Source organism: Pseudomonas sp. NFACC45, from assembly GCF_900113505.1.
Lineage (GTDB): Bacteria > Pseudomonadota > Gammaproteobacteria > Pseudomonadales > Pseudomonadaceae > Aquipseudomonas > Aquipseudomonas tehranensis.
In genome coordinates, this window is record NZ_FOPO01000006.1 from 205,499 (window position 1) to 226,158 (window position 20,660).

The 20,660-nt window shown below is 60.5% G+C and carries 18 protein-coding genes, 1 pseudogene and 1 riboswitch; of the genes and pseudogenes, 9 read left to right on the top strand and 10 right to left on the bottom strand.

What is annotated here, in order from left to right; genetic code table 11:
- Positions 1-514 precede the first annotated feature (514 nt).
- Both BM132_RS13135 and BM132_RS13140 read right to left on the bottom strand, forming a co-directional pair.
- A complete protein-coding gene (locus BM132_RS13135) occupies positions 515-898 on the bottom strand; it encodes an MAPEG family protein (protein WP_092455791.1) in 384 nt (127 codons plus the stop codon).
- A 50-nt stretch (positions 899-948) separates the two neighbouring features.
- Positions 949-1,782, bottom strand: a complete 834-nt coding sequence (locus BM132_RS13140; RefSeq protein WP_092455793.1) for an EamA family transporter — start codon at positions 1,780-1,782, stop codon at positions 949-951.
- A gap of 197 nt (positions 1,783-1,979) precedes the next feature.
- On the opposite strand from BM132_RS13140, the gene BM132_RS13145 reads away from it, so the two are divergent.
- Positions 1,980-3,149: an MFS transporter gene (locus tag BM132_RS13145; RefSeq protein ID WP_092455794.1), complete on the top strand. Its 1,170-nt coding sequence runs from the start codon at positions 1,980-1,982 to the stop codon at positions 3,147-3,149.
- On the opposite strand, the gene BM132_RS13150 is transcribed toward BM132_RS13145, so the two are convergent.
- Together BM132_RS13150 and BM132_RS13155 are read right to left on the bottom strand one after the other, a co-directional pair.
- Entirely contained in the window at positions 3,100-3,981 is an 882-nt protein-coding gene (locus BM132_RS13150; RefSeq protein ID WP_092401564.1) for a formate/nitrite transporter family protein, read from the bottom strand. The genes BM132_RS13145 and BM132_RS13150 overlap by 50 nt on opposite strands.
- 193 nt (positions 3,982-4,174) lie before the next feature.
- Positions 4,175-4,579 carry an acyl-CoA thioesterase gene (locus BM132_RS13155; RefSeq protein WP_092401561.1) on the bottom strand — a complete coding sequence of 135 codons (405 nt, stop codon included), beginning with the start codon at positions 4,577-4,579 and terminating at the stop codon, positions 4,175-4,177.
- A 191-nt stretch (positions 4,580-4,770) separates the two neighbouring features.
- Positions 4,771-4,876, top strand: a riboswitch (S-adenosyl-L-homocysteine riboswitch).
- Between the two features lie 23 nt (positions 4,877-4,899).
- Here BM132_RS13155 and ahcY point away from each other — a divergent pair.
- From ahcY to BM132_RS13180, 5 genes and pseudogenes are all read left to right on the top strand, one after another.
- Positions 4,900-6,309 (top strand): adenosylhomocysteinase, encoded by a 1,410-nt coding sequence (gene ahcY, locus BM132_RS13160; RefSeq protein ID WP_076383373.1) that lies wholly within the window; start codon positions 4,900-4,902, stop codon positions 6,307-6,309.
- 180 nt (positions 6,310-6,489) lie between these two features.
- Positions 6,490-7,335 (top strand): methylenetetrahydrofolate reductase [NAD(P)H], encoded by an 846-nt coding sequence (gene metF / locus BM132_RS13165; RefSeq protein WP_047230426.1) that lies wholly within the window; start codon positions 6,490-6,492, stop codon positions 7,333-7,335.
- A gap of 83 nt (positions 7,336-7,418) precedes the next feature.
- Entirely contained in the window at positions 7,419-8,501 is a 1,083-nt protein-coding gene (locus BM132_RS13170) for a hypothetical protein (protein WP_092455796.1), read from the top strand.
- Positions 8,502-8,556: 55 nt separating this feature from the next.
- Positions 8,557-9,338, top strand: a pseudogene (locus BM132_RS13175) (substrate-binding periplasmic protein).
- A gap of 261 nt (positions 9,339-9,599) precedes the next feature.
- Entirely contained in the window at positions 9,600-11,465 is a 1,866-nt protein-coding gene (locus BM132_RS13180; protein ID WP_092455800.1) for an RNA helicase RhlE2, read from the top strand.
- A gap of 254 nt (positions 11,466-11,719) precedes the next feature.
- On the opposite strand, the gene BM132_RS13185 is transcribed toward BM132_RS13180, so the two are convergent.
- The 3 genes from BM132_RS13185 to BM132_RS13195 all read right to left on the bottom strand — a co-directional run bounded on the left by BM132_RS13185 (position 11,720) and on the right by BM132_RS13195 (position 14,972).
- Entirely contained in the window at positions 11,720-12,316 is a 597-nt protein-coding gene (locus tag BM132_RS13185; protein WP_092401546.1) for a YceI family protein, read from the bottom strand.
- Positions 12,317-12,348: 32 nt separating this feature from the next.
- The gene (locus BM132_RS13190) at positions 12,349-12,900 is read right to left on the bottom strand and encodes a cytochrome b (RefSeq protein ID WP_092455802.1); all 552 of its coding nucleotides are present in this window, start codon (positions 12,898-12,900) and stop codon (positions 12,349-12,351) included.
- A gap of 323 nt (positions 12,901-13,223) precedes the next feature.
- The gene (locus BM132_RS13195; protein WP_092455804.1) at positions 13,224-14,972 is read right to left on the bottom strand and encodes a flavin monoamine oxidase family protein; all 1,749 of its coding nucleotides are present in this window, start codon (positions 14,970-14,972) and stop codon (positions 13,224-13,226) included.
- Positions 14,973-15,192: 220 nt separating this feature from the next.
- Here BM132_RS13195 and BM132_RS13200 point away from each other — a divergent pair, with 220 nt between their 5' ends.
- Both BM132_RS13200 and BM132_RS13205 read left to right on the top strand, forming a co-directional pair.
- Positions 15,193-16,599, top strand: coding sequence for an adenosylmethionine--8-amino-7-oxononanoate transaminase (locus tag BM132_RS13200; RefSeq protein ID WP_092455806.1), 1,407 nt, complete (start codon positions 15,193-15,195; stop codon positions 16,597-16,599).
- A 186-nt stretch (positions 16,600-16,785) separates the two neighbouring features.
- A complete protein-coding gene (locus tag BM132_RS13205; protein WP_092455808.1) occupies positions 16,786-17,505 on the top strand; it encodes a 16S rRNA (uracil(1498)-N(3))-methyltransferase in 720 nt (239 codons plus the stop codon).
- 127 nt (positions 17,506-17,632) lie between these two features.
- On the opposite strand, the gene BM132_RS13210 is transcribed toward BM132_RS13205, so the two are convergent.
- Positions 17,633-18,250 carry a PAQR family membrane homeostasis protein TrhA gene (locus tag BM132_RS13210; RefSeq protein ID WP_047226953.1) on the bottom strand — a complete coding sequence of 206 codons (618 nt, stop codon included), beginning with the start codon at positions 18,248-18,250 and terminating at the stop codon, positions 17,633-17,635.
- Between the two features lie 197 nt (positions 18,251-18,447).
- On the opposite strand from BM132_RS13210, the gene BM132_RS13215 reads away from it, so the two are divergent.
- Positions 18,448-19,362: a LysR family transcriptional regulator gene (locus BM132_RS13215; protein ID WP_092455810.1), complete on the top strand. Its 915-nt coding sequence runs from the start codon at positions 18,448-18,450 to the stop codon at positions 19,360-19,362.
- A 118-nt stretch (positions 19,363-19,480) separates the two neighbouring features.
- Here the strand turns inward: BM132_RS13215 and madM are convergent, their stop codons facing one another.
- Positions 19,481-20,245 (bottom strand): malonate transporter subunit MadM, encoded by a 765-nt coding sequence (gene madM, locus BM132_RS13220; protein ID WP_092456038.1) that lies wholly within the window; start codon positions 20,243-20,245, stop codon positions 19,481-19,483.
- Between the two features lie 5 nt (positions 20,246-20,250).
- Complete coding sequence (madL, locus tag BM132_RS13225; protein WP_092455811.1) at positions 20,251-20,643, bottom strand: malonate transporter subunit MadL; 393 nt, start codon at positions 20,641-20,643, stop codon at positions 20,251-20,253.
- Between the last annotated feature and the right edge of the window lie 17 nt (positions 20,644-20,660).

A 20,660-nucleotide genomic window follows, 5' to 3' on the forward strand; every position in this document is an offset into this window, starting at 1 on the left:
CCAACACCGCTACAACTTGAAGGAAATCTCCTAGGACCTTACTTTTAGAGGGGGTGTATATCCGTTTCTGCGGTAACGGCTGCTTATGGTTCCGCTCTTACAGCGGGTCACTTTTGGAAAAGCGCCAAAAGTAACCAAAAACGCTTTGCCCCACCACTCGGTGCCTCGCTAGGGCTCGGCATGCCCTCACTCCGGCATTGCTCCGGGGGCACGCCGCGAAGGGCCATCCATGGCCCAGCGCGGCTACCTCGGCATCCATGCCGAGGTGCCCCCTACGCAATGCCTGCGTTCGGCCAGCGTGGTTAACGGGGCGACCAGATCAAGATCCAAAGCAAAGCAAAGCAAGAGCGCGACACGTCCAGCATCTATGTAGCTGAGTCACCGCTATCGCGAGCAGGCTCGCTCCCACATTGGATCTAGTCGTACACAAAACATGTGTCCACTGGAGATCAACTGTGGGAGCGAGCCTGCTCGCGATAGGGCCAGCACAGACAACGGAATTCAACCGCCAGGCTCAGACCGAAACGAAGAAGAAACTCAACACCAACCCTACCCCCACGAACCACACCAGCGAACGCAAGATCGCCCAGTCCGCCAGGTAGCAGATGATGTACAGCAGACGACTGGTGATAAACAGCACCGCCAGCACGTTGATGGTCACAAGCTCGGCATTGCCGGCCAGGTGCGCGACGATCACGGCAGCGGCGAAAAACGGGGCGATTTCAAAGCTGTTCAGTTGCGCGGCGTATGCACGCCGGGGGGCCCCTTCGAGCGAGTCCAGAAAGTCCCGAGGGTCGTGGTTATCCCGCAACCGGTATTTACCACCGGCCTTGGCGATCGCAATGCACAGGTAAGACAGGAGAAAGGCAATCAAAATGCACCACAGGGCAACCGTCATGAAGCAGTTCCTTCTTTGAGTGTTATAGAAATCGAAAATCGGGGTGCTGGTCAGAGTTTCATCACCAGCATGCCAATCAGCACCAGAGCGCAGGCTAAGAGCCGCGGCCGGCCAAAAGGTTCTTTCAGGTAACGCATGCCAAACAGCACCACCAGGATCACGCTGATCTCCCGCAGCGCCGCCGCTTCGGCGATCGAGCCCAGTTGCATGGCCCACAGCACCAAAGCGTAGCTCAACAGTACGCAAAATCCGACCGCCAACCCCAGCCGCCACTGTTCACGCCAGAACAAGATGAACGCAGGTCGTTTGCGCACCAGCGCCAGCAACGGAAATGGCCAGGCACTGAGCAGCGTCACCCAGACCAGGTAATCCAGTGGCTCGGGCCAGCGTCGCAGGGCATGGCCGTCGATAAAGGTGTAGCAGCCGATGCACAGGCCGATCAGCGCCACCACCGGCAACATCGACCAGGGCAACCGCTCGCCACCACCGCCCTGCCACAACAGGCAAAGCATGCCGAACGGGATCAGCAAGATGCCGATGGTCTGCTGGGTCGTCAGCACTTCCCCGGCGAAGATCAACGTCAAAGCCAGCACCACCAATGGCGACAGACCACGCATCAGCGGATAGACCAGCCCCAGGTCACCCACCCGATACGCCTGGATCAACAGATAGCGGTACAACAATTCGAATGCCGCCGACGCCAGGATCCACGGCCAGATCTCCAGCGGTGGCAACGCCACGAAGCCCAGCGCCAGGACCACAAACAGCAACGCGACGCTGTCCATGCACGCCACCACCAGCAAACGCTCGCCACTGAACTTGATCAGCGTATTCCATGCCGCATGCAACAGCGCGGCGACCAATACCAAGGCCGTTGCCAGCACAGCACGCTCCTTATTGCGTCCAGAGAATTGATTCGCCATCCATCAGCGGCCGTTTATACTGCAAACGACCACGCCGCACTCAGTTGCGCATAAACCAATTCCAATAATTTTTGCTGCTGCCCCGCTTCATCCGAACCGGCGCATCGGCATGCGTATGCCTGATCAGAGCGTCAAGACTACAGACAGAGACCTTGCGCATGCCACTCGCCTTGCTTGCTTTGGCCGTCGCCGCTTTTGGCATCGGCACCACCGAATTCGTCATCATGGGGCTGTTGCCCGATGTCGCCCGTGATCTGGCCGTGAGCATTCCCCAGGCCGGGCTGCTCATTACCGGGTATGCCCTGGGCGTGGTGTTCGGCGCGCCGATCCTGGCCATCGGCACCGCCAACATGCCGCGCAAGGCCACGCTGCTGGGCATGACGCTGATGTTCATTGTCGGCAACGTGCTCTGCGCCCTGGCGCCGAACTACGCCACGCTGATGGCCGCCCGGGTCATCACCGCACTGTGCCACGGGGCATTCTTTGGTATCGGCTCGGTGGTTGCAGCCGGACTGGTGGCGCCGAACAAACGGGCCCAGGCCATTGCAATGATGTTCACAGGGCTGACCCTGGCCAATGTGCTAGGCGTACCGCTGGGCACGGCGCTGGGGCAGTACGCCGGCTGGCGCTCGACCTTCTGGGCGGTATCGGTCATCGGGATCATTGCCGCCCTTGCCCAATGGGTCTGGCTGCCCCGGGAAATCCCCATGGAGAAGGCCAATCTGGCCAGCGAGTTCAAGGTGCTGGGCAAGGCCAACGTGCTGCTGGCCCTGGGCATGAGCGTACTGGCCTCCACCAGCCTGTTCAGCGTGTTCACCTACATCGCGCCGATCCTGCAGGACATCACGGGTGTCAGCCCCCACGGCATCACGCTCATGCTGCTGCTGTTCGGTGTAGGCCTGACAGCGGGCAGTTTCCTCGGCGGACGGCTGGCGGACCGGCGCCTGCTGCCTTCGCTGGTAGCCATGGCCCTGGCGGTGGTGCTGGTGCTGGCCGCGTTCAGCCAGACCAGCCGGTCGGTGGTTCCAGCGGCTATTACCCTGGTCCTATGGGGTGTGTTCGCCTTTGCACTGTGTCCGATCCTGCAATTGCTGATCATCGACCAGGCCCAAGAAGCGCCGAACCTGGGCTCGACCCTGAACCAGAGCGCGTTCAACCTTGGCAACGCGGCTGGCGCCTGGATTGGCGGCCTGGTGGTGGCCAGCGGCGCCGATCTGGCCGACCTGCCATGGACCGGTGCTCTGGTGAGCGGGCTGACCGTGTTGACGGCACTGTATTTTATTTATCGTCAGCGTCGTCAGGACGCCCTGGTGGGTGCGGCCGACTAGGCTGGCCGGTCTCGCTCCGCACCTGGGCATGACTCAGCAGCGCAAAGATGAAACTGCCACCAATGATATTCCCTGCCAGGGTCGGCGCGGCGAACACCATCCAGAAGTCCTCCCACGACAGCTGGCCGGCGAACACCAGATAGGACACTTCGGCAGAGCCGACGACAATGTGGGTGAAATCGCCAAGCGCCATCAGGTAAGTGATGAGGATGATGATCCACATCTTGGCGCTCTCCATGGAAGGAATCATCCAGACCATGGTGGCGATCATCCAGCCTGAAATGATGCCCTTGGCGAACATCTGGCCGGTGTCGTTTTCCATGACCTTGCGACCGATCTCCAGAAAAGCCATATCGGTGCGCCGGTCGAAAATCGGCAGATGCAGCATCACATAGGCCACCAGCAAGGTTCCGCACAGGTTGCCCACCAGCACCACGCCCCAGAGCCGGAACAGACGGCCGAAGTTACCCAAGGTGGGTTTGCTCATGATGGGCAGCACAGCGGTCAAGGTGTTTTCGGTAAACAGTTGCTGGCGGGCAAGAATCACCGCGAGAAAACCGGCGCAGTAGCCGAAGCTGGCGATCACCTTGAAGGCCTCGCCCTCAGGCAAGCGGGAATTGAGCAGCCCCATCGCCATCAGCGACAGGCCCATGGTCAACCCGGCGGCCAGGGCCGACCACCAAAGCGCGGCGACACTGCGCTCCAGTTCCTGATTGCCCTGGGTACGGATAATTTCATGCAGTACCGCGGCCCGCGGTGGCTGATTGCGGTCGACTTCGTGTTTTTCCTGCGCCGAAAGATCAGGGGTCTTGCCGTCTTTGCGAGTGTCCATGGAGCTCCTGAACCGGTAGCGTGATGTACCTACGACACGCAGCGTGCGGCGCTGTTCAGTAGCGGGCCTTTGTTCACGCAAACTTTGGAATCGCCATCGCGAGCAGGCTCGTTCCCACAAAGGATTGGCGGTAGACACCAACCGCAAGTCCATGCGGGAGCGAGCCTGCTCGCGATTGGAGACACAGCCGAGCTCACGCGCCGGCAATATCGTCCTGGAACTGATCCTTGACGTACTTGATCTCGGTCCGGCCGTGCGGCGCCGGCAGGCCATCTTCCCCAAGATTGACGAAGACCATCTTCTCCACGGTCAGGATGCTTTTACGGGTGATCTTGTTGCGCACTTCGCAGGTCAGGGTGATGGAGGTGCGGCCGAATTCGGTGGCGGTGATGCCCAGCTCGATGATGTCGCCCTGGCGCGAAGCGCTGACGAAGTTGATTTCGGAGATGTATTTGGTCACCACACGCTGGTTGCCGAGCTGAACAATGGCATAGATCGCCGCTTCTTCGTCGATCCAGCGCAACAGACTGCCGCCAAACAGTGTGCCGTTGGGGTTGAGGTCTTCGGGCTTGACCCACTTGCGGGTGTGGAAATTCATGTTCACTCCTGAGCGTCTGGCCGATGGATGCCGGCATCATGGCAGACCGGGCAGCGTGGCTCTATGTCGAGGCTCTAATAACGCTCATCGGCAATTTTGATTTGCCGACAGAAACCCTTTGGAAGATCCGATTAGCCCGCTATAATCGCCACCGCTTTACCTCGGTCCACGCTTTGGACCGTTCCCGCCACCTGTCCGAGGGGCGCTGCAGCAGGTTCGACCTGTCAGGCTCGGATGGGGCGTTGTTTGTACGGGGCACCCCGACGGACACTAAACGCACAACGGCGCCCATTCGCATACATTACGAATGGAGGCTCTTCATGAGCGCTGTTATCACGCCTGCAGATTTTACCGATTACAAAGTCGCCGACATGTCCCTGGCTGCCTGGGGTCGTCGCGAAATCATCATCGCCGAATCCGAAATGCCAGCTCTGATGGGTCTGCGTCGTAAATACGCCGGCGAGCAACCGCTCAAGGGCGCGAAGATCCTCGGCTGCATCCACATGACCATTCAGACCGCCGTGCTGATCGAAACCCTGGTTGCCCTGGGTGCCGAAGTACGCTGGTCGTCCTGCAACATCTTCTCGACCCAGGACCAGGCCGCTGCCGCCATTGCCGCTGCCGGTATCCCGGTATTTGCCTGGAAGGGCGAGACCGAAGAGGAATACGAATGGTGCCTGGAGCAGACCATCCTCAAGGATGGCCAGCCATGGGCCACCAACATGATTCTTGACGACGGCGGCGACCTGACCGAACTGCTGCACAAGAAATACCCAGCCGTACTGGACAACGTCCACGGCGTGACCGAAGAGACCACCACCGGCGTACACCGCCTGCTGGACATGCTGGCCAAGGGCGAACTGAAGATCCCGGCCATCAACGTCAACGACTCGGTGACCAAGAGCAAGAACGACAACAAGTACGGCTGCCGTCACAGCCTCAACGACGCCATCAAGCGCGGCACCGACCACCTGTTGTCGGGCAAGCAGGCGTTGGTGATCGGCTACGGTGACGTGGGCAAGGGCTCGGCCCAGTCGCTGCGCCAGGAAGGCATGATCGTCAAGGTGTCCGAAGTCGATCCGATCTGCGCCATGCAGGCCTGCATGGACGGCTTCGAGCTGGTTTCGCCGTTCATCGACGGTAACAACGATGGCACCGAAGCAAGCATCGACAAAGCGCTGCTGGGCAAGATCGACTTGATCGTGACCACCACCGGTAACGTCAATGTCTGCGACGCGAACATGCTCAAGGCCCTGAAAAAGCGCGCTGTGGTCTGCAACATCGGCCACTTCGACAATGAAATCGACACCGCTTTCATGCGCAAGAACTGGGCATGGGAAGAAGTGAAGCCACAGGTCCACAAGGTGCATCGCACCGGCGCCGGCAGCTTCGACCCACAGAACGATGACTACCTGATCCTCCTGGCCGAAGGCCGCCTGGTGAACCTGGGCAACGCCACCGGCCACCCAAGCCGCATCATGGACGGCTCGTTTGCCAACCAGGTCCTGGCGCAGATTTTCCTGTTCGGCCAGAAATACGCCGACCTGTCGCCGGCCCAGAAAGCCGAGCGCCTGACCGTGGAAGTGCTGCCCAAGAAACTCGACGAAGAAGTGGCCCTGGAAATGGTCCGCGGTTTCGGCGGCGTGGTCACCAAACTGACCAAGCAACAGGCTGACTACATCGGCGTGACCGTCGAAGGCCCGTTCAAGCCGCACGCTTATCGCTACTGATCGGCGCTGCTTCCTTGGTGGAGCGGACCTGTGGGAGCGAGCCTGCTCGCGATGCAGACACCTTGATCTGACTGTCAGACCGAGGTGATGCCAATCGCGAGCAGGCTCGCTCCCACATGAGTCCACTCCCGCAAGGGCTATGCAAGCCTCACCGGCCTACGAGTTTCCAAGGATATGACCATGTCCCAAGACCGTCGCTACAGCTTCGAGTTCTTCCCGACGAAGACCGATGCTGGGCATGAAAAACTGATCGCCACTGCCCGTCAGTTGGCGAGCTACAACCCCGACTTCTTCTCCTGCACCTACGGTGCTGGCGGTTCGACCCGTGACCGCACGATCAACACCGTGCTGCAACTCGAAAGCGAAGTCAAAATCCCCGCCGCCCCGCACCTGTCCTGCGTGGGTGACAGCAAAGCCGATCTGCGCAGCCTGTTGAGCCAGTACAAGGCGGCCGGCATCACCCGTATCGTGGCCCTGCGCGGTGACCTGCCCTCGGGTATGGGCATGGCGAGCGGTGAACTGCGCCATGCCAACGACCTGGTTGAATTCATTCGTGAAGAAACCGGTGAGCACTTCCATATCGAAGTGGCAGCCTACCCAGAGATGCACCCCCAGGCACGCAACTTCGAAGACGACCTGCTCAACTTCGTACGCAAAGCCAACGCCGGCGCCAACAGCGCGATCACCCAGTACTTCTTCAACGCCGACAGCTACTTCTACTTTGTCGACCGCGTACGCAAGATGGGGGTCGACATTCCTGTCGTGCCGGGGATCATGCCGATCACCAACTACAGCAAACTCGCGCGTTTTTCCGACGCTTGCGGGGCAGAAATCCCACGCTGGATCCGCAAGCAGCTGGAAGCCTACGGCGACGACACATCCAGCATCCAAAGCTTCGGAGAGCAAGTCATCACACAAATGTGTGAGCGTTTGTTACAAGGCGGGGCGCCGGGGTTGCATTTCTATACCCTGAATCAGGCCGAGCCCAGCCTCGCCGTATGGAATAACCTCAAACTGCCGCGTTAATGTCTTAATTGGGCGGTACAAAGAGGCCTTGGCGAAAACCCAAGGCCTTTTTTCTACCTGAAATATCTGGAGGGATGCAGTAGATGCCTATTGGTCAAAGGTTAACGACCCCACAACTCATTTATCTGGTCTATGGGGCCGAGACCTATCATCAAGAAGCCGTGTTCAGCATTGCCAGCGCCTTGGCCGGACTGCGCGAGAGCCCGGGTGAGGCACTGGACATCCAAGTATTTACCGACAATCCCATGCCCTACGCTGGACTCCCGGTACGCGTACGCCACCTCGACAACGAAACCCGTCAAACCTGGATCGAGCCGCACGGCTATCACTTTCGCGCAAAGCATGTCGTCATGCAAAAGGTGCTTGAGGAAGTCGAGCTGGCACTGCTGATCGACACCGACACCTTCTTCCACTGCTCTCCTCTGGAGCTGTTTCGGCGCATTCAGCCCGGCACGTTGCTCTGCAACGCGGTAGATCTGAACTATGGCGCCAACAAGGATGCAGTACTTTACGTAACGCTGGCGCAAGCCCTGCAACGACGGCAACTGGCGGATGACAATATGCCGCTGCTGAACTCAGGCGTGATCGGTCTTCATTGGAGCGACGCATCAGTTCTGGATCGCTCGATAGCCCTGATGGACGAGTTTTATCCCATGGCGAACGGCGCCTACACGCTGGAAGAGTTCTGCCTTTCGGTTGCGGCCTATCGCTCGGTGCATGTGCGCGAATGTCCCGACCTGATTCACCATTACTGGAGCCGCAAACAGCTGTTTCGCGCCAAAACCAAGGCCTGGCTCGACAAACATCATGCCGCGCCCATGTGCCAATTGGCCCTGGATGAAACCCGTCAAGTCACCGCAACGTTACCCCGACCGCCCACATTGCGCCGTCTGGCTTATAAAATGATTACCGTGGCGCTACCCAGCCATAAACGGCAATTCATGCGCGAAATTCTCTACGGTTGCTACCGTCACACCAACCCGTTCGACCAGGCCTGCGCCCCGGTCTGGTGGGAAAAGGCCAGGGAGAACGTTGAAGAACGCCTGAAAGAGCCATTGAAAGACCATGAACTCAAACGATGGCTCAACCACCCACTGATTCGCTGGGTGCTGGGCGAACGCCGCGAAGCCATCTATCGGCATCTAATGCAGGCAAAAGGCAATTAAGCCGCGGGCCAGAGGGCTCTAGCTATTTGATGAGCTCTCGTCGTAACCTCAGGCCATGCCCTTCATCACCCGGTTACTGACCACCTTTGCCCTCCTGTACCTGAGCATGGATGCCCGGGCCGAGAAGTTGCGCATTGTCACCGAGCCCTGGGCGCCTTATGTCTACGAAGAGAACGGCCAGGTCCTGGGACTCGACTACGAAACCACCGCCATTGTGTTCAAGCGCCTGGGCATTGATGTGCAATGGCAACTGCTGCCTTGGAAGCGCTGCCTGGCGATGCTTGAGCAGGGCCTGGCGGACGGTGCGCTGGACATTTTCCACAGCAACGAACGCGACGCCATGCTGCTTTACCCCAGCGAACCGCTGTCGGACGTGGAGTTCGTGATGTTCTACGCCAACGCCCGTCCCCATCCGTTTCGTACCCTTGACGACTTGGGCGGCCTGACCGTGGGCACGTCGCCCGGTTATCTGTACAGCCAGGCCTTCAGAGAATCGCCCCTGTTCAAACGTGAGACGGCACCCACCCATGAAGCCAACTTCGGCAAGTTGCAACTGGGCCGGATTGACCTGCTCATCACCGACCGTCGGGTGGGTCGGCACGTACTCAAGCAAATGCAACTGGGCGACCAGATCACCGAAAACCCCGTGGTTGTGAGCCGTCAAAGCCAATACCTGGCGGTGCGGCGCAACGCCGGGATGGATCTGCTGGTGCAGCGCTTCAGCGCCGAACTCAAGCGCTTCAAGCGCGAACCGGCCTATGCCGAGCTGATCGCCCGCTATGGTGCCGTTCCGTCTGCCAGGACCGAACCGTCCAGCCCGGTGCAGCGTTGAAATAAACCGTTGAGCAGCAGGAAAGCGGCGCGCGGCGTTTGCTCTGTTATACTCCGGCCTTCCCGCCAGGCTCACGCCCGGACGCCCGGTCTTGCAAAAGGCATCCCGACACCGCTACAGCGCAGCTTCCAGCCCGCGCGAGCCCTGTCCGGACCTGCCTTCCAGACTCGGCAGGACCGGACGGGATGACGTCTTTTTGTTGAACGTCATTCGCGCCCGGCAAGACTATCCCATTGGGCCAGGCCCTCACTAAAACAGGATTACTCATGTCCTTTGCTTCCCTCGGTCTCTCCGAGGCTTTAGTCCGCGCCATCGAGGCTGCCGGCTACACCCAGCCTACCCCGGTGCAACAGCGGGCCATCCCCGCCGTGTTGCAAGGTCGCGACCTGATGGTCGCGGCGCAGACAGGCACTGGTAAAACCGGTGGTTTTGCCCTCCCGATTCTGGAGCGGCTTTTCCCCAACGGTCATCCAGACAAATCCCAGCGTCACGGCCCGCGCCAACCGCGCGTCCTGGTCCTGACCCCAACCCGCGAACTGGCGGCCCAGGTACACGAGAGCTTCAAGATCTATGCTCGCGACCTGAAATTCGTCAGTGCCTGCATTTTCGGCGGCGTTGGCATGAACCCTCAGGTCCAGGCCATGGCCCGTGGCGTCGACGTGCTGGTGGCCTGTCCGGGTCGCTTGCTCGACCTGGCCGGCCAGGGCAGCGTCGATCTGTCCCACGTGGAAATCCTCGTGCTGGACGAAGCCGACCGCATGCTCGACATGGGCTTCGTCCATGACGTGAAGAAAGTGCTGGCCCGCCTGCCCGCCAAGCGTCAGAACCTGCTGTTCTCGGCGACGTTCTCCAAGGACATCACCGACCTGGCCGGCAAGCTGCTGCACAACCCGGAACGCATTGAAGTCACACCGCCAAACACCACGGTCGAGCGCATCGAACAACGTGTGTTTCGCCTGGCGGCCAGCCACAAGCGTGCCCTGTTGGCGCACCTGATTACCGCCGGCGCCTGGGAACAGGTTCTGGTGTTCACCCGCACCAAGCACGGCGCCAACCGCCTGGCCGAGTACCTGGACAAGCACGGCCTGCCGGCCGTGGCGATCCACGGTAACAAGAGCCAGAACGCCCGCACCAAGGCCCTGGCTGACTTCAAGGCCGGTGAAGTGCGCATTCTGGTTGCCACCGACATCGCCGCCCGCGGCCTGGACATCGACCAGTTGCCCCATGTGGTCAACTTCGAGTTGCCGAACGTCGATGAAGACTACGTACACCGTATCGGCCGTACTGGCCGGGCCGGCCGTTCGGGCGAAGCGATCTCGCTGGTCGCGCCGGACGAAGAGAAACTGCTCAAAAGCATCGAGCGCATGACCAAGCAGAAAATCGCCGATGGCGACCTGATGGGCTTCGATGCCAGCACCATCGAGGCCGAGAAGCCTGAAGTGCGTGAACGTCCGGACGTGCGCAACCCACGCAATGCCCGTGGTCCTCGCGGTGACGGTCCAAATGGCGGCGGCGGTGGTGGTGGCGGCGGCCGTAAAGACAAAGGCAAGGACAAGGGCAAGGAAAAATCGGCCAGCACCGGTCGCGGCGAACGCCCGGCCCGCGAGCACAAGCCTCGCGAAGGTACCCCGGCCCGTGAACAGCAGCGCCCGGCACCACGTGCCGCTGCCGATCGCGCACCGGACGAGTTCCTGGACGACGATATCGATAACTTCGGCAACCGCGTCGATTACGTGCCGCAGCAAAAACCAGCCCAGGGTCGCGGACGTCGTCCGGGCGCTCCGGCACAGGGTGCGGGCGCAGGTGCTCCCCGCGGCCAGTCCCAGGGGCGTCAGAACGGCCCGCGCAACAGCAACGGCTCGTCCACCGGCACCCCACCGGCCAAGCGCAGCGGCCCGCGCAACGGCGCGCCTCGTGACGGTCAGGCCCGCCGCGAAGACTCCCGCCCTCGCCGCCCAGCGCGTGACGATCAGCCTCGTCAGGAACCCGCCGTGCAAGCCCCTCGTGGTAACCAGCCGAAGATCATGCACAAGGAATCGAAGATCGATCGATTCCCGACGCCTGAACAGCTGGATCAACTGCCAAGCCGTCCACGGGGCGAGAAGCCGGCACTGCTGACCCGCAATCGCTGAGTTTCTCCAGCCCGTAAAAAATGCCCCTGATCTCGCGATCAGGGGCATTTTTTTGAACGCTATAAATCTGAATGTGGGAGCGGGCTTGCTCGCGAAGACGGTGCATCAGCCAGCATCGAATTGACTGACCCACCGCCTTCGCGAGCAAGCCCGCTCCCACAAGAGTTCTGTGTTGGCTGTTCGGGCTGAGACATTGGCAATAAAAAACGCCCCTGATTCCAGGATCAGGGGCGTTTTTTTGTCAGGCGCGAATGTTACTTCGCTTGAACACCTTCAAACGTAACGTACAGCTCGACCACGTCGGACGCTGGGCCCAGGTCTTTCTGCTTGCCGAAATCGGAACGCTTGATGCTGGTGGTCCCTTCGAAGCCGGCACGGTAGCCGCCCCATGGGTCCTTGCCTTCACCCAGGAAGGTGGCCTTGACCACGACAGGCTTGGTCACGCCCAGCAGGGTCAGGTCACCGGCCACGTCGGCAGTTTCCTTGCCATCAGCGTTCTTGCCAGTGGACTTGACGCTGGTGGACACGAAGGTGGCCTTGGCGAATTTGCTCGCGTTCAGGAAGTCAGCACTGGCGATGTGCTTGTCGCGCTCGGCGTGGTTGGTGAACACGCTGGCGGTGTTCACGTTGAACTCGATCTTGCTGTCTTCAGGCTTGGCGGCGTCGAAACTGAACTTGCCGTCGATGTCCTTGAAGGTACCGGTGATGTAGCTATAACCCAAGTGGCTGATCTTGAAGTCGACAAAGGCGTGCTGGCCTTCCTTGTCGACCACATAGTCGGCAGCCATGGCCTGACCGGCCGACAGCAGGGCAGAACCGATTGCCAGGGCGGCGAGCGTTTTTTTCAACATGCTTTCTATTCCTTTGGAGTCGAGGTTGAACATCAGGCTTGGCGTCCCAGCATGCGCTTGAGGGTCGCGTCACGGTCGATAAAGTGGTGTTTCAATGCTGCCAACGCATGAAGGCCGGAAAAAATTACCAGCGCCCATGCCAGGTAGAAGTGGATCTGGCCGGCGACGTCTGCCTGATCGGGCAGTCCGGACACCAGCGCGGGTACTTCAAACAGTCCAAACACCGGAATCCCGACACCGTCTGCGGTGGAAATCAGGTAACCGGCAATCATCACGGCGAACAACCCGAGATACAGCGCACTATGACCGAGCTTGGCGCTGACACGGGTGAGGCGCCCATAGGTTTCCAGGGTCGGGGGCGGCGGGCTGACAAAACGCCAGATCACCCGCAACACCATGGCCGCCAGCAACACCAGGCCGATGCTCTTGTGCAGGTCCGGTGCGTCTTTACGCCAGGTGTCGTAGTAGTCCAGACCGACCATCCACAGCCCCAGCGCGAACAGCCCGTACACCACCAGAGCAATGCCCCAGTGCAAAACGATGCTGACCCAGCCATAGCGAGAAGAGGAGTTGCGTAGCTGCATTGCTCATATCCTGTGAAAACTGCGACCAAGACTAGCGAGTTATCTATCGATTTAAAGCGGAAATTTTTGCTTTGAAATATCGAGAAATACGATGAAGAGTTTGGGTTGGATGGGTTAAGGAAAGATTAAAGCCAATACGATGCGTTATATCAGGGTGTCAGGGATTGACCAGCTGTGGGAAAGGGCCCTTTCGCGAGCAAGCCCGCTCCCACATTTTGATCGACGTACGCATAACCCTGTGGGAGCGGGCTTGCTCGCGAATGCGATCTGCCAGGCAAAAAAAAGCGCGGCTGACTCACCGCGCTTTTTCCTGTCGCCGCGCCTTACTGCGCCTGGGTCTGCGTCGCAGCGGGCTTGGCCGCCGGTTTCTTCACCGGCGCGGCTTTCTTCACCGGCGTGTTCTTAGCTGGTGCCTTGGCCACCGGCTTTTTGGCCGCTGGTTTGGCGGTTGCCTTCTTCGCCGGCTCAACCTTGGCCGGGGCGACCGGTGCAGGCGCTTGAACGGGTGCAGGCGCTGGCACCGGGGCGGGGACGGGAGCAGGCGCGGGAGCAGGCGCAACCGGCGCGGCGGCCTTGACCGGCTCCTTATCCGAGTCGCCCCCAAACAGGTTGGAGAAGAAATTACCCTTCTTCGCCGCCACCGCACCGGCCGCTGCTGCCGCTGCCACCGGCACGACCTTGGCCGGTTCAAACGATTTGCCTGCCGCCAGGTCTTGAACCTGGCTGGCCGCCCGCTGACCGCTACGCAACGCGCCCTCCAGGGTGCCCGGATACAAGGTATCGGTGTGTTCGCCGGCAAAGGCTACGCGCTGCAACGGCATTTCCCACAGGCGCCAGTACTTGCTGATCTGGCCCGGCCCAAAGGCCAGGTACGCGCCGCCCATGGACGGGTCGGTGCTGTAGCGGCGAATTTCATAACCGGTGAAGGCACCCCGAGCCTGCGGATAAAACGCGTGCAAGCGAATCAGCACCTGATCGGCCATCTGCTTGTCACCAAAGGCCTGCATCACCCGGGCGTTGTCGCCGGACAAGTTAACGACCACATTGGCGCCGCCCTTCATGGCCGGCTCGATCCACATCATGCCCAGGCCGGTGTTGCTGTAGATCTCACCCGACATGCGCGCCTTGCTGTCCCAGACCGGGGTCTTGAACTTGAGCATGATCTGGTCGCGCCAGCCGTAGTTGGTGCCCTTGATCGCGCCCTGATGCCGGGCGTCCAGGGCCGGGGTCAGCTGGATTTTGTTCAGGGCTCGCAACGGCACGGCCAGCACCACGTAGTCAGCTTGATAGCCGACGCTGCCAACCTTGACGGTGACGCCGTCCTTGTCTTGGGAGATGGCCGAGACGGGGGAGCTGGTCTTGATGGTTTTCAGTTGCTTGACGAAGGCCTGGGCCAACACAGGGCTGCCACCCAGCAGGCGCGCAGCGCGCAGGTCACGGTCGGACACACCACGGTAGACCCGGGTCTGCTGGGCAAAATACAGCAACGACAGCCGCGACGGTTCGTCATAGCGGGTGCGGATCTGCTGGTTCACCAACTGCCGCGCGGTGGCCGGCAATTGCAGACGGTCGAGCCAGTTGGAGACGCTGATCTGGTCCAGAGCGTGCAACGTGTTGTTGGCCGACGGATTCTGTGGGTCTTCAATGGAACGCGCCAGGTCGTCCAGGGTGGTTTCGTAGCGTTTGAGGGCTTCGGCCGTGGCCGGTTGCTTGGTCGCCAGATCAGCGGCGGTGAGGTAGGTGCCGTCGATCAGATAGCTGGGGGTGCGCACGAACTCCGGGGCCGGTGTGGTGCTCAGCTTGAAGGTCGAGATGTACTTGTTCAGTACCGGCTGAGTTTTTTCGTTGCCGATCCATTCACTGGTGGCCATACCCGAACGACCGCCCAGGCTTGGCTTGGCTTCCAGCAGGGTTACCTGCCAGCCTTTGTTCTGCAGCTCGTAGGCCGCCGTGAGTCCGGCCAGGCCGCCGCCGATGACGATCACCGTCGGTTGCTTGTCCTTGGCCAGCGCACAAACGCTGAACAGCCCCATCACCACCAGCGCACAGGCGCGCAGCCAACCAGCAGACATTCAGCGAACTCCGGATTAAAACGCAGGAATCAGTTTGAGCCAGACAGGCTCTAGAGAACGGCGAAGAATACGTCAGCCATCAAAACGCCGCCAGCGACGTCTATCGACTCGTGCAAAGTAGCCGGGACGACACAATGGGTTGTCCCCAGGGCCGCCATTGCATAGGCTTGCGCGATTGTTTTGCCCGCGCCCGCCGCGAGCCGCCTCGAGGAGACTGAACATGGGCCTGAATAACCAGTGGATGCAACGCGACCTAGCGGTGCTGTGGCATCCCTGCACCCAGATGAAAGACCACGAAAAGCTGCCGCTGATCCCCATCAAGCGCGGTGAAGGCGTGTGGCTGGAAGACTTCGAAGGCAAGCGCTACCTCGATGCCGTCAGTTCCTGGTGGGTCAACGTGTTCGGCCATGCCAACCCGCGGATCAATCAGCGCATCAAGGACCAGGTCGATCAACTGGAACATGTGATCCTCGCCGGCTTCAGTCACCAGCCGGTGATCGAGCTGTCCGAGCGCCTGGTGAAGATGACGCCTGAAGGTCTGACCCGGTGTTTCTACGCCGATAACGGCTCGTCCTGCATCGAAGTGGCGATGAAGATGAGCTTTCATTACTGGATCAATCGCGGCCAGCCGGCCAAAAAACGTTTCGTTACCCTGAGCAACAGCTACCACGGCGAAACCATCGCAGCGATGTCGGTCGGTGATGTGCCGCTGTTCACCGAAACCTACAAGGCGTTGTTGCTGGACACGATCAAAGTGCCGAGCCCCGATTGCTACCACCGCCCCGACGGCATGGGCTGGGAAGAGCATTCGCGCAACCTGTTTGCCGCGATGGAACAGACCTTGGCCGAACACCACGATACCGTGGCCGCCGTAATCGTCGAGCCGCTGATCCAGGGCGCCGGTGGCATGCGCATGTATCACCCGGTGTACCTGAAGCTGCTGCGCGAGGCGTGTGACCGCTATGGCGTGCACCTGATCCACGACGAAATCGCCGTCGGCTTCGGCCGCACCGGCACGATGTTCGCCTGTGAACAGGCCGGTATTACCCCGGACTTCCTCTGCCTGTCCAAGGCCCTGACCGGCGGCTATCTGCCACTGGCGGCGTGCGTGACCACCGATGAGGTCTACAGCGCGTTCTACGACGACTACCCGACCCTGCGCGCCTTCCTGCATTCCCACAGCTACACGGGCAACCCGTTGGCCTGCGCGGCGGCCCTGGCGACGCTGGATATCTTCGAAGAAGACCACGTCATCGAAAACAACAAGGCCCTGGCCCAGCGCATGGCCAGCGCCACCGCGCACCTGGCCGATCACCCGAACGTGGCCGAAGTGCGCCAGACCGGCATGGTCCTGGCCATCGAGATGGTCAAGGACAAGGCGAGCAAGACCGCTTACCCCTGGCAGGAACGTCGCGGCCTGGCGGTGTTCCAGCATGCCCTGGAACGCGGCGCGTTGCTGCGACCGCTGGGCAGCGTGGTGTATTTCCTGCCGCCGTATGTCATCACCCCCGAGCAAATCGACTTCCTGGCTGAAGTGGCCAGCGAGGGCATCGACATCGCCACCCGGGACCAGGTCAGCGTGGCGGTGCCGAAGGACTTTCATCCGGGGTTCCGGGATCCGGGTTAAAACCTCGGTGTTCTTGTTGGAATACTGTTGTGGTGAGGGGATTTATCCCCGCTGGGCTGCGAAGCAGCCCCAAATGCTTACAACGCGATTTGCCTGAAGTATCGGAATGTCCGGTTTTAGGGCTGCTTCGCAGCCCAGCGGGGATAAATCCCCTCACCACAGGTTTAACTTTTTCAGAGATTTGAAATGAGACTGTCCCGCTTCTTCATCGATGCCCCCCTCAGCCTCGGCGCTCACGAACTGCCCGAAGCCCAGGCCCACTACATCGGTCGGGTGCTGCGCATGGCCGAGGGCGATGCGGTGCAGGTGTTCGACGGCTCTGGCCAGGAATTTCGCGGCACCCTGGCCGAAGTCGGCAAGAAACGCGTGCTTGTACAGTTGGACGAACAATTCGCCGGGCAGGTTGAATCGCCCCTGCGCATCCACCTCGGCCAGGGTCTGTCCAGAGGCGAGCGCATGGACTGGGCGATTCAGAAAGCCACGGAACTGGGTGTCAGTGAGATCACACCGATTTTCAGCGAGCGCTGCGAAGTGCGCCTCAAGGACGAACGCGCCGACAAACGCCTGCTGCACTGGCGTCAGGTGGCGATCAGCGCTTGCGAGCAGTGCGGGCGCTCCACTGTACCGGTGATTCACCCGCCGCTGCTGCTGGCCGACTGGCTGAAGCAAACCGAAGCCGAGCTAAAACTGGTGCTGCACCCGGTGGCCGAGCCGCTGGTCAGCCATGCCAGACCGTCGAGCCTGGCCTTCCTGATCGGCCCCGAGGGCGGTTTGTCGGAGACCGAAGTCCAGCAGGCCCAGACCGCCGGCTACCACGCCGCCCGCCTCGGCCCCCGCGTGCTGCGCACTGAAACCGCACCGGTGGTGGCACTGGCCGTGGCACAGCAGCTGTGGGGGGATTTCTAAAGTCGAATGAGAAGCCGGGTGGGAGCGAGCCTGCTCGCGATAGCGGTGTGTCAGCCAATGAATATGCCAACTGAACCACCGCTATCGCGAGCAGGCTCGCTCCCACAGGACCAGCGGTGGTTATGAGCTAGAGCACATAGAACAAGATCGCGACAAAGTGCAGCAAGCTGCCGGCGATCACGAACAAATGCCAGATGCCATGGGCGTGCCGCAACCGATGGTCCAGCGCGAAAAAGACAATGCCCACGGTGTACAGCACACCACCCGAAGCCAGCCAGGCAAAGCCGGCGCTGCCCAAGGCGGCCAATAACGGTTTGACCGCCACCAGCACGATCCAGCCCATCACCGCGTAGATCACGATCGACAGGATGCGCGCTTCAGAGCGCGGCTTGATCTCCTGCAAGATCCCGATCAACGCCAGCCCCCAGACAATCCCAAACAAGGTCCAGCCCCACGGCCCGCGCAGGGTGACCAGGCAGAACGGCGTGTAGCTGCCAGCAATCAGCAGATAGATCGAAAAGTGATCGACCTTCTGCATGATTGCTTTCTTGCGCCCGCGCACGCTGTGGTAAACCGTCGAAGCGCTGTACAGCACCAGTAAGGTGAAGCCATAGATGGCCACGCTGACGATCTTCCACGCATCGCCCGTCATCCCGGCAATTACCAGCAACCACACCGCTCCGATAAAAGCCGCCACCGCCCCGACCAGGTGGGTCCAGGCGTTGAGTCGCTCTCCGTGATACATCCAGTCCCGCCTCACATTCCCAAACAGATGCCAAGGCTCAGGCCTGGCGCTTGAAAGTGCAATGTTTTGCTCTCTGTGAGGGTAAGGTTTGCCCGCGATGAAGATAACGTGTTTTCTGCAAAAACGAGTCGCCTGTTTCGCGAGCAAGCTTTGCTCCCACAGGGCACAATCGGGCGATACGAATAAGAGTCCACCCCATGCTGATCGACGAAGAATTGACCCTGAAAAAACTCGAGGTGTTCCTGGCGTTCATGCGCACCGGCAATCTTGCGCGGGCGGCGGCCGAGTTGCAGACCAGCAACGTCAGCGTGCACCGGGCCATTCACTCGCTGGAAAGCGCCTTGCGTTGCCCGTTGTTCAAGCACGAGGGCCGCAACCTCACGCCCCTGGAAAGCGCTTACGTGCTGGAAGAACGCACACAGAAGCTGATTCAGGACGTGGTCGAAAGCGTGCGCCTGACCCGTGAAGCCGCCGGGTTTTCCGCGGAGCGTTTCAAGCTTGGCTCACTGTATTCGTTGACGGTAAAAACCGTACCGCAGTTGATCATGGGCCTGAAGATCCGCCGCAGCGAACTGAACATCGACCTGATCCTGGGCTCGAACATCGACCTGCTGTACAAGCTCAAGAACATGGAGGTGGACGCCATCCTGATCTCCCTGGACGACAGCGTGAACGATCCGGACTGCGAGCATATCGAGCTGTTCTCAGACGACATTTTTCTCGCCACGCCCGCCGATTCCGCCTTCGCCCAACGCAGTGAAGTGGACCTGGCCGACGTGTGCAACGAAACCTTCATCACCCTGACCCAGGGCTTCGCCACTCATCAGGATGGTAATCGGGTGTTCAAGCAGGCGGGGTTCGAGCCGAAGGTGGCGATGCAGGTCAACGATATCTTCACCCTGCTGAGCATGGTCAGCTCCGGGGTCGGTTATGCATTGCTGCCGGGACGGATCGCGGCGGTGTATGAAAACCGGGTGAAACTGATCCCATTGCAGGAAAAGTATCGGCTGCAGCAGCACATTGGCGTGGTATTCCTGAAGGCCAAGGAGCGCGATCCGAATTTGCTCGCGCTTTTGGCTGAGTGCCGGATGTATGCCAATCGCCAGGCTTGAGACCGAGTCGCCTTCATCGCGAGCAGGCTCGCTCCCACACGGGATTGTGAACACCGATCCAATGTGGGAGCGAGCCTGCTCGCGATGAGGACAGCCCGCTCAGCGAAGATTCAAAGCCTTACCCCAACAACCCCCGCATGATCAGATACAACAGCGAAGGCCCGAGCAAACACCCGAGCGCGGTATAGAACGCCGCCGTCAGGCAACCATACGGCACCAGTTTTGGATCGGTGGCCGCCAGGCCGCCGGCCACGCCGCTGGAAGTGCCCATCAACCCGCCAAAGATCACCGCACTGCGCGGATTGTTAAGGCCAATCAAAGGTGCCACGAACGGCGTCGCCACCATCACCAGGATGGCCTTGATCAAACCGGCGGCGATGGACAGCGCCATCACCTCGGAACTGGCGCCAATCGCCGCACCAGTCACCGGCCCGACGATGTAGGTCACTGCCCCGGCGCCGATGGTGGTCAGGCTCACCGCATCGGTGTAACCGAAGGCCATCGCCACGCCGACACCGGCGATAAACGAGGTGGCCACCCCGACGAACAGGGCCAGCACCCCGACGTAACCCGCGCGTTTGAGTTCCTCGACACTCACCCCAAACGCCGTGGCGACAATGGCAAAGTCCCGCAGCATGGCGCCGCCCAGCAGGCCGATACCCGAGAGCAGCGGAATGTCGACTACACCCTTCTGCCCACCGGTCATCGCACCGCCGATATACGACAGCACCAACCCCAGAAGAATCGCAATGGCCGAACCGTGCAGGCGACCCTTGGTGAACGTATCGCTGATCCAGTACGACACCCACATGGTGATGCCGACAATCGCAAAGCCACTGAGCAGACCGTAGCCGGTGATCACTTTCATCATTGATTCGTACATGGCAATCACCCGACTGTCTTGGCGGAAACATCGGTTTCAGGCCCTTTGTTGCCGATGCGTACCAGCACCGGCACCATCGCAAAGGCAATCACCACCGCCAGGGTCCCAGCCAGAATCGCCATTGGTCCGCCCTTGAGCGCACCATAGACGTTTTGCTGAGCGGCCATCGCGACCACGATAGGAATGTAGATCGCACTCCAGAATTGCACGCCTTCCTCGGATTTACCCTTGAACAGGCCACGTTTGTTCAGGTAACTGCCCAGGCCGATCAGCAGCAGCATCGCAATGCCGACACCGCCGACGTTGGCCGGCACACCGATCAGTTTGCCCAGCAGCTCACCGATGAGAATACCCGCCAGGGTACAAAAGGCCAGAAACGCCACACCGTAAATAATCATTGTTGTAGTCCTCAAAG

What these genes read in the sequence shown, in the direction of transcription:
- BM132_RS13135 (WP_092455791.1), bottom strand. Translation starts at nt 898, where the DNA reads ATGACGGTTGCCCTGTGGTGCATTTTGATTGCCTTTCTCCTGTCTTAC.
- BM132_RS13145 (WP_092455794.1), top strand. Translation starts at nt 1,980, where the DNA reads ATGCCACTCGCCTTGCTTGCTTTGGCCGTCGCCGCTTTTGGCATCGGC.
- BM132_RS13150 (WP_092401564.1), bottom strand. Translation starts at nt 3,981, where the DNA reads ATGGACACTCGCAAAGACGGCAAGACCCCTGATCTTTCGGCGCAGGAA.
- BM132_RS13155 (WP_092401561.1), bottom strand. Translation starts at nt 4,579, where the DNA reads ATGAATTTCCACACCCGCAAGTGGGTCAAGCCCGAAGACCTCAACCCC.
- ahcY (WP_076383373.1), top strand. Translation starts at nt 4,900, where the DNA reads ATGAGCGCTGTTATCACGCCTGCAGATTTTACCGATTACAAAGTCGCC.
- metF (WP_047230426.1), top strand. Translation starts at nt 6,490, where the DNA reads ATGTCCCAAGACCGTCGCTACAGCTTCGAGTTCTTCCCGACGAAGACC.
- BM132_RS13170 (WP_092455796.1), top strand. Translation starts at nt 7,419, where the DNA reads ATGCCTATTGGTCAAAGGTTAACGACCCCACAACTCATTTATCTGGTC.
- BM132_RS13180 (WP_092455800.1), top strand. Translation starts at nt 9,600, where the DNA reads ATGTCCTTTGCTTCCCTCGGTCTCTCCGAGGCTTTAGTCCGCGCCATC.
- BM132_RS13185 (WP_092401546.1), bottom strand. Translation starts at nt 12,316, where the DNA reads ATGTTGAAAAAAACGCTCGCCGCCCTGGCAATCGGTTCTGCCCTGCTG.
- BM132_RS13190 (WP_092455802.1), bottom strand. Translation starts at nt 12,900, where the DNA reads ATGCAGCTACGCAACTCCTCTTCTCGCTATGGCTGGGTCAGCATCGTT.
- BM132_RS13195 (WP_092455804.1), bottom strand. Translation starts at nt 14,972, where the DNA reads ATGTCTGCTGGTTGGCTGCGCGCCTGTGCGCTGGTGGTGATGGGGCTG.
- BM132_RS13200 (WP_092455806.1), top strand. Translation starts at nt 15,193, where the DNA reads ATGGGCCTGAATAACCAGTGGATGCAACGCGACCTAGCGGTGCTGTGG.
- BM132_RS13205 (WP_092455808.1), top strand. Translation starts at nt 16,786, where the DNA reads ATGAGACTGTCCCGCTTCTTCATCGATGCCCCCCTCAGCCTCGGCGCT.
- BM132_RS13210 (WP_047226953.1), bottom strand. Translation starts at nt 18,250, where the DNA reads ATGTATCACGGAGAGCGACTCAACGCCTGGACCCACCTGGTCGGGGCG.
- BM132_RS13215 (WP_092455810.1), top strand. Translation starts at nt 18,448, where the DNA reads ATGCTGATCGACGAAGAATTGACCCTGAAAAAACTCGAGGTGTTCCTG.
- madM (WP_092456038.1), bottom strand. Translation starts at nt 20,245, where the DNA reads ATGTACGAATCAATGATGAAAGTGATCACCGGCTACGGTCTGCTCAGT.
- madL (WP_092455811.1), bottom strand. Translation starts at nt 20,643, where the DNA reads ATGATTATTTACGGTGTGGCGTTTCTGGCCTTTTGTACCCTGGCGGGT.